The sequence below is a fragment of the Deltaproteobacteria bacterium genome (assembly GCA_011375175.1).
GTDB lineage: Bacteria > Desulfobacterota > GWC2-55-46 > GWC2-55-46 > DRME01 > DRME01.
This window is the reverse complement of the sequence record DRME01000002.1, coordinates 1-11,955: the sequence shown is the minus strand read 5'-3', so window position 1 is coordinate 11,955 and position 11,955 is coordinate 1. Positions and strand designations below refer to the sequence as shown.

Annotated in this window: 7 protein-coding genes; 3 read left to right on the top strand and 4 right to left on the bottom strand. The window is 67.6% G+C overall.

What is annotated here, in order from left to right:
- Positions 1–237 precede the first annotated feature (237 nt).
- Positions 238–2,091, bottom strand: a complete 1,854-nt coding sequence (locus ENJ37_00060; GenBank protein ID HHL38883.1) for a LysM peptidoglycan-binding domain-containing protein — start codon at positions 2,089–2,091, stop codon at positions 238–240.
- 25 nt (positions 2,092–2,116) lie between these two features.
- A complete protein-coding gene (locus tag ENJ37_00055; GenBank protein ID HHL38882.1) occupies positions 2,117–3,619 on the bottom strand; it encodes a B12-binding domain-containing radical SAM protein in 1,503 nt (500 codons plus the stop codon).
- A 302-nt stretch (positions 3,620–3,921) separates the two neighbouring features.
- On the opposite strand from ENJ37_00055, the gene uvrA reads away from it, so the two are divergent.
- The 3 genes from uvrA to rsmB all read left to right on the top strand — a co-directional run bounded on the left by uvrA (position 3,922) and on the right by rsmB (position 8,709).
- Positions 3,922–6,723, top strand: a complete 2,802-nt coding sequence (gene uvrA, locus ENJ37_00050) for an excinuclease ABC subunit A (GenBank protein ID HHL38881.1) — start codon at positions 3,922–3,924, stop codon at positions 6,721–6,723.
- 69 nt (positions 6,724–6,792) lie between these two features.
- Complete coding sequence (locus tag ENJ37_00045) at positions 6,793–7,356, top strand: EamA family transporter (protein HHL38880.1); 564 nt, start codon at positions 6,793–6,795, stop codon at positions 7,354–7,356.
- Between the two features lie 3 nt (positions 7,357–7,359).
- Entirely contained in the window at positions 7,360–8,709 is a 1,350-nt protein-coding gene (rsmB, locus tag ENJ37_00040; GenBank protein ID HHL38879.1) for a 16S rRNA (cytosine(967)-C(5))-methyltransferase RsmB, read from the top strand.
- A gap of 56 nt (positions 8,710–8,765) precedes the next feature.
- Here the strand turns inward: rsmB and selD are convergent, their stop codons facing one another.
- Together selD and selB are read right to left on the bottom strand one after the other, a co-directional pair.
- Entirely contained in the window at positions 8,766–9,818 is a 1,053-nt protein-coding gene (gene selD / locus ENJ37_00035; protein HHL38878.1) for a selenide, water dikinase SelD, read from the bottom strand.
- Between the two features lie 29 nt (positions 9,819–9,847).
- Entirely contained in the window at positions 9,848–11,755 is a 1,908-nt protein-coding gene (selB, locus tag ENJ37_00030) for a selenocysteine-specific translation elongation factor (GenBank protein ID HHL38877.1), read from the bottom strand.
- Positions 11,756–11,955 lie beyond the last annotated feature (200 nt).

The following is an 11,955-nucleotide window of genomic DNA, read 5'->3' as shown; positions in this document are numbered from 1 at the left end:
GAAAAGGACGACACGAAGCTGAGGTGACTCTGATAAACGTTTCCCCCGGCCTTGTTTGCCGGAGTCTCCTTGTTCGTTTCGTATAGATAGAGGCGGCGGTTCCCCGGAGGTTCGGGCCGCGCCAGGCGGTATTTTTACGCCTTTGCGGCCCGAACCTCCGGGGAACCGCCGCCTCTATCTATACGAAACGAACAAGGAGACTCCGGCAAACAAGACCGGGGGAAACGTTTATCAGAGTCACCTCAGCTTCGTGTCGTCCTTTTCGTCGGCTATCATCGTCTCGCTTATGACGAGTTTCTGCCCCGGTCTGATGAGGTCGTCGGCGCTCAGGCCGTTGAGCCTCATCACCCTCTTGAGCGGCACGCCGAAACGGAGGGCTATGTCCCAGAGCGTATCGCCGCGCCTTACGGTGTAGGTGCCGTCGCTGGCCACGCCGCCGTGTCCGCTCCCGCCCCTGCCGGCGCTCCGCACCGTCTTCTGCGCCGGGGCGGCGGGGCGGGCCCGCACGGGCACGACGAGCGTCCTGCCGGCGCGGATTCGCCTGGGGTTCTTGATGTTGTTGAGGTACATGATGGGACGGACGCCCGTGCGATAGCGCCGCGCGATGGTCGAGAGCGTTTCGCCGGGCCTTATCCTGTGGCGGTGGAAGCGCAGGCGCTGGGGCGGCGCTATCTTCTTCATGTTCCTCGAGAAGGTCTCGGCCGTCCCGGCGGGCAGCTTTATCTCGTAGCCGGGGTAGTCGGGAGGCGTGAACCAGCGCAGAAGCTCGGGGTTGAGGCGCCGTATCTCGTCGACCGTCGTGCCGGCCGCCCTTGCGATGACCCGCAGGTCCGTTGCGTAGGGCACAGGCGCCTTCTCGTAGCGCAGCGGCTCGCCGCGGCTCGGGTCGTCGAAGCCGTAGGCGGCCGGGTCCTTGGCGATGATCATGGCGGCCATGAACTTCGGTATGTAGTTGCGCGTCTCGCGCTTTAGGGCCCTGCGGTACTTGGCGAGCTCCCAGAAGTCGTTGCTCTTGTAGCGGCGCACGGCCCGCATGACCCGGCCCTCGCCGGCGTTGTAGCTCGCCGCTGCGAGGTGCCAGGAGCCGAACATGCCGTAGAGGTCGCTCAGGTACTTTATGGCCGCCTTCGTGGCCTTCTCCGGGTCGCGCCTCTCGTCTATCCACCAGTCCACGCGCAGCCCGTACTTCCTTGCCGTGTACTTCATGAACTGCCACATGCCCACGGCGCCGGCCCTGGACCTTGCGCGGGGGTTGAAGCCGCTCTCGATCATGGCCAGATAGGAGAGGTCCTCGGGCAGGCCGCTCTCGCGGATCAGGCGGCGGATCATGGGCATGTAGCGCGCGCCGCGCTCGAGCCAGCGGACAAAGACCCTGCGCCCGCGGGTCTGGAAGTACTCGATGAACCTCTCAACCCGCTTGTTCATCACCACAGGCACGTCGTAGGTGACGACGAGCGAAGAGGCGTCGTCGCCGCAGGCCCCGCCGTAGTGGAAGAAGAACTCGTCGAAGGGGTCGTCGAAGAAGGCGAGATGATCGTTGTCGGCGAAGGGGCCGCCGAAGATGTCGTCCGAGGCGAGCTCCTCCTCCGCGGCGGTCATGACGGTCCGGCCCCGCTCCCCGTCGAAGTAGACGCCGTCGCCGTGGTTCCGCTCGGAGCAGAGCAGCCCCGCGGCCGGAACCGGCGAGGCGTCCGGCGCCCCGGCGCCGGCCTCCGCGGAGAGCGCCTCGGAGAGCGGAGGGAGCCTCGGCGGAGCGGCGAGCACGGGGAAGGCCCACTTGCCTTCGCCGCCGCCGGAGACGGCGCTCCCTGCCGCGACGGCGAGGGGCCTGGCCACGGAGACGGCCTCCTGCGCTGCGGCGGATTCCCCGTGGGACGCCGCGCCGTAGCTCCACCCCGGCGCCGGGAAGGCCCACGCCGCGTCGCTCACGGAGACCGCGGCTTCATCGAGGGAGGGGATATCGACATGCGCCTCGCTCACGGGATAGGCCCCCACCGCGTCGCCGGCGGCGGCGACGGGAGCGGAGCCGGCGGCCTCGCAGGCGGCGGCGACGCAGAAGAGACAGACCGACAGAAAGAAGGTTCGTATCATCGCGCTTTCCGGGGTCCGGTCCCGATCAGGACATGTGGTGCGTCTTGGGGATGGAGAGAGAGCCGGCCATCTCGAGCTTGCGGAACTTGTCCTTTATGTCCTCGGCCGTCTGCTTGGCGGCCAGCTCGATCCTCTTGCCGGCCCTGTCGGCCAGGGACTTGGTGTAGTCGAGGAAGTACTGGTTCTTCTTTGTCCACTGCCTTACGAGGTTGCGTCCGTAGGCCTTTATGGAGACGTTGAAGAGGTCGAGGCGCACGGCCCTCTTGGCTATCTGCCAGAGGGAGTAGAACTCCCTGGTGGCCCGGAGCATCTCGCTCTGGAGCTCGTAGCAGCTCATGAGCCGGGGCTCGAAGACCACGTGGTGGGCGTCGTAGAGGGCCCAGTCCCTGGTGAGTATCCTACCCTGGCGCTCCATCTCGAAGAAGAACTTGGTGCCGGGCAGAGGCGTCAGTATGAGGAACTGGACGCTCTCGATGTCGTTTCGCTTGCAGAAACGGACGGTCTCGTCGATGGTGTCCACCGTGTCGTCGTCGGAGCCGAAGACGAACATGCCGTGGACGCGGATGCCGTTGTCGTGGAGCGTCCTGATGCACTTCTCTATGTCCTCGACCGACTGCTTCTTGTTGTAGGCCTCGAGCGTGCGGGGGTTTATCGACTCGAGCCCGATGTAGACGGTATGGCAGTTGGAGCGGCGCATGAGGTCGAGAAGCTCCTGGTCGCGCGCCACCTCGACTCTCACCTGTGCGGTCCAAAGCGGCGTGAGGTCCTTTTCTATCATCCTGTGGAGCAGCTCCTTGGTCCTCTTCCTGTGGGCGGCGAAGTTGTCGTCGTAGAAGAAGACCCAGTCGCCCTCCTGCTCGCGGTGGTTTTCGAGCTCCCGGATGACCATCTCGTGGCTGCGGAAGCGGTAGCGGTGGCCGAACATGGAGGTGACCGAGCAGAAACTGCAGTCGTAGGGACAGCCCCGCGAGGTCATGATGGGCGTTATCTCCAGCTTCTTAAGCCCCTGGGTCTCGAGGCCGCTGACGAAGCTGAAGTCGGGACAGGGCAGCGTGTCGAGGTCCTTGCAGAACGACACGCCCTCGTTGTGGACCACCTCGCCGTCGCGCCGGAATGACAGCCCCGGTATCTTCTCGAAGCCCCCGCCCCTTTCAAGGGCCCTGACGAAGTCCACGATCACGTCGTCGGACTCGCCGCGCAGCACGTAGTCGCAGTAGCGGAGCGCCTCCTCGGGCATGTACGTCACGTGGGCGCCTCCCATGAAGACAGGTATGCCCGCGGCGCGCAGCAGCTTGGCGATCTCGTAGGAGCGCATGGACGTGGAGGTTATGGTCGATATGCCCACGGCGTCGGCCGAGAAGACATCCTCCAGGTCGAGCTCTCCCACGCTCTCAACGTAGCTCTTGACTTCGTAGCCCGCCTCGCGCAGCCTGGTGCCGAGCAGCACCGTGCCGAGCCGGGGAAGCGGCATCCTCGAGAAGATATGGAAGTCCGGGGGATTGGGTTCTATAAATACTATCTTTTTCATGGTCTCACCGATCTTTCTGTCACTTACAGGAGAGGCTCATTAATCATACTTTTCCGGGCCGCCATTGTCAAGGAAAACCCGTGCGGCGCCGCTGCGAAGGGAAGAGGCCGCTGTGGAAATCACCGGCCCCATCGGTTATAATGCCTCGATGCCCGGAGCACGGGCAAGCCCGGAGAGACAATCGACTCCAAGGCGGCCCGAAGGGCGAACAAAGAGACCTTCAACCCGGGCTCGATAACCTCGTCTCCCCGGACGGACAGTGGAGCGGACGAGGCTCGAAGGGCTGAGCAAAGGAGAGATAGATGGGCAGCAAGGCCGTGGGCAAGGCGTATCCCTTCGCCCCCGTCAAGGCCGCCGATGTTTCGGAGCTCGTGGCGGAGGGACTGCGCCAGAACAACCTGAAGAACCTGACGGTGCGCATCCCCCACGACAGGATAACGGTGGTGTGCGGTCCCAGCGGCTCCGGCAAGAGCTCGCTGGCCTTCGACACCCTCTTTGCCGAGGGGCGCTGGCGTTTCATCCAGAGCCTGTCGACCTACACCCGTCTCTTCCTCGACAGGATGGACCGGCCCGACTTCGACGCCATGCGCAACATCAGGCCGGCCATCGCCCTGGAGCAGAAAAACCCGGTGCGTTCGAGCCGCTCCACCGTGGGCACGGCAACGGAGCTCACCGACTGCCTGCGCCTGCTCTACGCCCGCGCCGGCCGGGCGCACTGCCCCGGCTGCGGCCGCGAGGTTCCGCCCTGCGACCCGTCGAGCGCCGCCGCCGTGCTCGCGCAGGCCCACGAGGGCGCCAGGGCCACGGTGGGCTACATGCTGGAGGGGCCTGCCGACGCCGCGGCCCTTGCGGGTCTCGTCGAGCGTGGCTACATAAGGATAAAGGCGGGCGGCGAGGTCCACGACCTCACCGAAGGGGAGCCCGGGCTTGCGGAGGGCGACGAGGTGATGGTCGTGACCGACAGGGTGCGCCTCGGCGCCGCCGCCAGGACGAGGCTCGCCGAGGCCCTGGAGGCGGCCTTCAGCGAGGGCGGCGGCGACGCGGTCGTGGACATCGAGGGCGCGGGAGTGAAAAGACTGTCGTCGCGGCCCCGGTGCGCCGAGTGCCGCATCGACATCGAGCCTCCCACACCGCTGCTCTTCTCCTTCAACCACCCGGTCGGGGCCTGCCCCCGGTGCAAGGGCTTCGGCAACGTGCTGCGCTACGACGAGGAGCGCATCGTGCCCGACCGTTCGCTGAGCCTCTCACAGGGGGCCATAGAGCCGTGGACCAAGCCCTCATACCGGTGGTGGTACGACGAGCTCAGGCGCCACGCCGCCCGCTACTCGATAGACCTCGACAAACCCTTCGACCGGCTCTCCGAGAGGGAGAGGCGGCTCGTCTACGAAGGCACGCCGCACTTCGAGGGCCTCAACGCCTTCTTCGAGCATCTGGAGACGAAGAAATACAAGCTCCACATAAGGGTCTTCATATCGCGCTACAAGGGACAGTTCACCTGTCCGGACTGCAAGGGGGCGAGGCTGCGGCCAGCCGCGCTCGCCGTGACGGTCGGGGGGCTCGACATAGCGTCGCTCTGCCGCATGACCGTCGAGCAGGCAAGGGCCTTCTTCCGGGAGCTCGAGCTCGGCGAGTTCGAGCGGGCGGTGGCGAGCGAGGTGCTCAGGCAGATAGCCGTGAAGCTCGACTTCCTCTGCCAGATAGGGCTCGGCTACCTGACGCTCGACAGGGCGGCCAACACCCTCTCCGGCGGCGAGGCCCAGAGGGTGGCCATAGCCAACCAGCTCGCCTCGACCCTCACCGGCGTCCTCTACATACTGGACGAGCCCTCCATCGGGCTGCACCGCCGCGACATCGACATGCTCGTGGCCCAGATAAAGCGCCTCGCCGGCCGCGGCAACACGGTGGTCGTCGTCGAGCACGACCAGGCGGTGCTCCGCAGCTCGGACCACGTAATCGAGCTGGGGCCCGGCGCTGGAGAGCTCGGCGGCCGCATCGTGTGGAGCGGTCCCACCGACGCGTTTCTCACCGGCGCCAGGACGCTCACGTCACGCTACCTGCGCGGCGAGGAGCGAATCCACGTGCCGCGCTGGCGCAGAAAGGGCGGAGGCCGCAAGCTCACGGTGCGCGGCGCCAGGGGCAACAACCTCAAGGGCGTGGACTTCGAGCTTCCCCTCGGCGTGCTCACCTGCGTGACCGGCGTATCGGGCTCGGGCAAGAGCACGCTGGTCATGGACACGCTCTACAACGCCCTTGCCCGCCGCTTCGGCCTGCGCGCCCCCTCGCCCCTGCCCTTCGACTCCATCGAGGGCACAGAGCACATCGGGGCTGTGAAGCTCATAGACCAGTCCCCCATCGGACGCACGCCGCGCAGCAACCCCATAACCTACATCGGAGGTTTCGACGACATACGCCACTTCTTCGCCTCGCTGCCTGCGGCGGCCGCGGCCGGGGCGCCGGCCGCCCACTTCTCCTTCAACGTGCCCGGCGGCCGCTGCGAGACATGCAGGGGCGAGGGCGTTGAGAAGCTCGAGATGTACTTCCTGCCCGACGTCTACATCAGGTGCGCAAGCTGCTCGGGCCGCCGCTACAAGCCCCGCATACTCGACATCCGATACCGCCGCCGGAACATCTACGACGTGCTCAACATGACCTTCGACGAGGCGCTCCCATTCTTCAGGGACCTGACTGGCCTGCAGAGGAAGATCGCCGTCATGAAAGACGTGGGGCTCGGCTATCTCAGGCTCGGACAGTCGGCCACCACGCTCTCCGGCGGCGAGGCCCAGAGGCTCAAGGTGGCCAGGGAACTGGCCGGCTCCACCGCCGCGCAGACCCTCTATATCCTCGACGAGCCGACGACCGGCCTTCACATGGACGACATCAAAAAGCTCATGAGGGTTCTCGGCAGGCTCGTCGACTCGGGCAACACGGTCCTCGTGGTGGAGCACAACCTGGACTGCATAAAGACGGCCGACCACGTGGTGGACCTCGGGCCCGGCGGCGGAGAGCGCGGCGGGGAGATCGTCGCCTCCGGCACGCCCGAGGAGGTGGCCGCAAGCGACGGCACCGTGACGGGCCTGTATCTGCGCGAGGTCCTCGGCGAGTGAGCGGCGCCCCGCAACGCCGCCCAGAGGCCCCTTACGGGGCTCCGCGATGCCGCATGGACAGTGTGGAGGATGAGAGAGTCGGCGCCGCTGCAGGGGCAAGGGCGCGCCGCGAGAGGCGTTGAAGGTTACTGGAGGGGACCGGGGGAACCCCTCAAGGGGGGAACCCTCCTCAGAAGGTTCCCCCCTAAAAGGGAAAGGAGCGGGACCATGCATGAAAAGGCCTTTGTCTTCGCCCTGCTGACGGCCGTCATATGGGGGATGGCCCCGGCCGTGGAGAAGGCCGGCCTGGCGGGAAGGCTCGACCCATACGTGGGCGTTGTCATCAGGACCATACCGATTACCATAACGAGCCTGGCCGGGCTCCTCTTCATGGGCCGGTGGAACGAGCTTGCGCAGGTCGATCCGCGGAGCGCGCTGCTGGTGACGGCGGGAGGGCTTCTGGCGGGTTTTCTCGGCCAGTTGACGCTCTACACGGCGCTCAAGGCGGGCGAGGCGTCGGTGGTCGTATCCATCGCGGCCACCTACCCCCTGGTGGCGCTCGTCGTATCGGTCCTCTTTCTCGGCGAGTCGCTCACCTTCCAGAAGGCCGCGGGCGCGGCCCTGGTGGTGGGCGGCGTCATTCTTCTCAAGTAGGCCGTGCGCAGCCCGGTGGAACACAGCGCAAGGAAGGCGGCTCTCAGGGCCCTGGTCCGCGTGGAGGCCGGCGGCGCCTACGCCGACAGGGCGCTCGAAGCCGAGATGGCCGGACTCTCCGACGCCGACCGCGCCCTCGCAACGGAGCTCGTCTACGGCGTACTGCGCTGGCAGATAAAGATCGACTGGATAATCAACGCCTTCTCGCGCATAAGGACCGCAAGACTCGAGCACCGCGTGCTCAACGCCCTGCGGCTCGGCGTCTACCAGCTCCTCTTTCTCAGCGGCATACCCGCCAGGGCCGCCGTCTCGGAGACGGTCGAGCTCGTGGGCAACGACGGACCGAGGACCAGGGGGTTCGTCAACGCCGTGCTCAGGAAGATCGACGCCCGGAGAGACGCCATAGCCTTCCCCCTGCTCAGGCGCGACCCCGTGGGCTACATCTCGGTGGTCTTCTCCCACCCCCGGTGGATCGTCAGACGCTGGATCGACCGCTACGGCGCAGCCGCGGCCATGAGGCTCTGCCAGGCCGGTCTTGCGCACCCGCCGCGCACCATCCGCGTAAACACGATGGTGACGACGCGGGAGGCCCTCGCCCGGGAACTCACGGCCATGGGGTACGCCGTGGAGGAGGGAAGGTTCTCTCCCCAGGCGCTCATCGTAAGCGGCGGCCCCGCAGCGCTTGCGCCGCGCGAGCGCCGCTACTACATGCAGGACGAGGCCTCGCAGCTTGTCGCCCTCCTTGCGGCCCCTCCCCCCGGCGGGCTCGTCCTCGACGGCTGCGCCGCGCCCGGCGGAAAGACGACCCACCTTGCGCAGCTCATGGACGGCACCGGCACGGTCGTGGCCGTGGACACAAGCGAAAGCAGGCTCGAAGCCGTGAGGGAGGCGGCCCGCCTCTTATCGCTCGAAAACATCGTCACGGTCTGCGCCGACGCTGCGGGAGACATCGAGCTTCCCGGCGGCACGGAGGAGTTCGACTGCGTGCTCGTCGACGCACCCTGCACGGGCCTCGGCGTGCTGCGCCGCGCTCCCGACATAAAGCTCAGACGAAGGGAGGAAGACCTCGCCGGCCGCGCCGCACTCCAGTTGCGGCTCATCTCGAACCTTGCGCGCCGGGTCCGTCCCGGCGGCGTCCTCGTCTACGCCGTATGCTCCTTCGAGCCCGAAGAGACGACCGACGTGGTGGAACGCTTCCTCGACGACAACAGCGAGTTCACCGTCGAGGACGCCGCCGGGGTGCTCCCCCCGGCCTGCGCGGAGGTGGTGGACCGTAGCGGCTTTCTCGGCACCAGGCCGGACCTTCACGGCATCGACGGGTTCTTCGGCGCCCGGCTGCGCCGAAGGCAGTGAAGGGCCTCCTCCCCGCCGATCAGCCTGAGTTCGCCCAAGGGGTCACAGAGCGGAACTCAGGGCTCCACAATGACCGCGGCATCCTCCGCGGCCTCGACCGCCTCTCCAATGACGGCGGCCCCGACGCCCGCCGCGCCGAGACGGCCGAGCAGCTGCGCGGCCCTGTCGGGGGGCGCGGCTATGAGGAGGCCGCCGGATGTCTGGGGGTCATGGAGAAGGTCGGCGAGGGCCCGGTCCAGGCCGTCGCGGAACCTGACGCGCTCACCGAAGAAGCGCCTGTTCTCGTCCAGCGTCCTCGGCCGGAGTCTTCTCCGCCCCACGAGCTCGCGCACGCGGGGGAAGAGCGGGACCCTGGACGCCTCGATGCTCAGCGTGACCTTCGAGGCCTCGGCCATCTCCACGGCGTGGCCTATGAGGCCGAAGCCCGTTACGTCGGTGGCCGCCGAGGCGTCGAGCTCGACCATGAGCCTCGATGCGTCCCTGTTGAGCATGGTCATCGACTCCACGGCCGCGGCGGCCGCCTCGTCGTCGAGGGCTCCGTACTTGAGGGCCGTCGTCACCACGCCCGTGCCTATGGGCTTTGTGAGCACGAGGACGTCCCCGGCCCTCGCCCCGGCGTTTGTCTTCATCTTCGCCGGGTCGACGAAGCCCGACACGGCGAGCCCGTACTTCACCTCCCTGTCTTCGAGCGAGTGCCCCCCGACAAGAAGGACGCCGGCCTCGCGCAGCTTCCGCGAGCTCCCCTCCATGATGGCCCCGAGCACCTCGACCGGGAGGGCCGCGGGGAAGCAGACGATGTTCATGGCGAGCCTGGGCTCGCCGCCCATGGCGTAGACGTCGCTCAGGGCGTTGGCCGCCGCCACGGCGCCGAAGGTGGCCGGATCATCGACGATGGGAGGAAAGAAGTCGAGGGTGGAGATGAGGGCGCACCGGTCCGTGAGCCTGTAGACGGCCGCGTCGTCGGCGGTGTCGAGGCCTACAAGGAGGTTGGCGTCCTCTGCGTGCTCCAGGCGATGCAGGACCTGCATCAGGACCGAGGGCCCTATCTTGGCCGCTCAACCGGCGCAGCTCGCCCAGGCCGTAAGCTTTATCTTCCTGCCCCTGTTCATCGGTTCACCCTGTCGAAAGCCCGGCGCCCCTACCGCAGCGTCCTGAACTCGCCCTGCCTGAGCGTGAGGCGCTCCCTGTCGAAGTACTCCAGAATCTCTATGGCGAGCCTGCGGCCGCATCCCAGGATGTCCCTGAACTCGCCGGTCCTTATGCGTCCCTTCGCCTCTATGCAGGCTATGAGCTTGCCCTTCGCCTCGTCGAGGGCCGCTCTCCCGATGCAGACACCGTCGGCCAGGCGCACAAGCTCGCCGCGCTCCACGAGCGCGCGGACCACCCGCTCCACTTGAGCGGCATCGAAGGGAAGCGACGTCCCGAGCTCCGCGACCCTCAGGGGCCTGAGCCCCCTTGCGGCCTCGAGCACGGCCTTCTCCACGGGACCGAGCCCCTTCGAAAGCCTCGGCTCGTGGCCGGGCAGGGCCAGGAGTCCGCCGGTCCTCCTGAGCCGTCCGGCTGCGACGAGCCTGTCTATGACGGCCTTTGCGGCCGCCTCCGCCGCGCCCGCGCCGCCTCCGCGGCGGGCGGCGACCTCCGCCGCCACGGCCTCGGGCAGTCCCTTCTCGTCGGCGCGCTCTTCGTGGTGCGCCCTCACACGCTCCACGACCGCGGCCTCCACCGCCCCGAGCCTCTCCTCCACCATGGCCACGTCCCTCCCGACGACGACCCCGCCGGTGCCGGCGAGCTCCCCGGCGCCGACCCCGAGCGTAAGGGCGAGCTCCCCGGCGCGCGCCCAGGCCGACCTGTCGAGCACGGCGCGCACCTGCGCGCTCCTCGTCCCCTCCAGACCGTCGTAGTCTACCCTCGACGCCGCCGGCATGAGGCCCCTGAAGAAGTATGAGGCCAGCACCACCCCCCCGCCTGCGGTGGCGGGCCCCGACGTATCGCGCAGCACGAACCTGTCGCCCCGGAGCAGCAACAGGGGCTCGTCGAGGTAGAGACGGGCGCGGTAGCGGCCGGCTCCCGCCTCACGCCCCGCCCTCACGCCCTCGAGGGCGAGCTCTGCCATGGCCGTGCCCGTAAAGTGGTGGAGCTTGAAGCGCCTTCCCCCGCCGGTCCGTCCCGGCGGCGCGACAAAGCGCACCACCGCGTCCACCCGAAGCCCCCTGCGCCCCCGCCTCGACCTCTCCACCGCCTCGGCGAGCGCCCGGTCCGCCAGCATCATGCCCCGCCTTACCTCCCGGAAGGCCACTCCCCCTATGTTGAGCGCCGCCCTCGTGCCCGGAGAGACCTCGTCGACCGCCCTGCCGTGGCTCTCCAGGGCCCGCACGCGCACAACCCTTGCGCCGGGATAGAGGGCCGCCTCCCCTCCCTTCGATATGGAGCCCGAGGCGACCGTGCCGGTCACGACCGTACCGAAACCCTTGACCGCGAAGCAGCGATCCACGGGCAGCCTGAAAAACGGCGCCGTCCCGCGACGGGGCGCATCGACACAGGCCAGGCCGAGAAGCCTCTTGAGTTCACCCATCCCCTGGCCCGTGACGACCGACACGGCGACGACCGGCGAGCCCGCCAGGGCCGTCGGGGCCGTGAGCTCCTCGACCGCGGCCCTGACCTCTGCGACCCGCCCCTCGTCGACGAGGTCGGCCTTGGTGACGGCGAAGACGCCGCGGCTCACACCGAGAAGCTCCACGATGTCGAGGTGCTCCCTGGTCTGCGGCATGGGGCCGTCGTCGGCCGCCACGGTGAAGAGCACCACATCTATGCCCGTCACGCCGGCGAGCATGTTCTTTATGAAACGCTCGTGGCCCGGCACGTCGACGAAGGCGGCCCGCACCGGCCCGCCGCGCCCCGGCAGGTCGGCCCAGGCGAAACCGATATCTATCGACAGTCCGCGGCGCTTCTCCTCGGCGAGCCGGTCCGTGTCCATGCCCGTGAGCGCCCGGACGAGGGCGGTCTTGCCGTGATCCACGTGGCCTGCCGTGCCTATGATGATGGACATGGCCCTGAAAAGACCTCGCAGGGATTTGCCGGCCGAAGCAACGCCCCGGCCCACACGTTAAGGAAGCTCCGATTAATTACCCTGGGGGAAACTTTCTGTAGAAAGTTTCCCCCAGACCCCCTTCAAAGACTTTTAATTCCCTGCGGTTCCTCCCGATTTTGCTTGCAAAATCGGGAGGAACCGCAGGGCGTTAAAAGTTT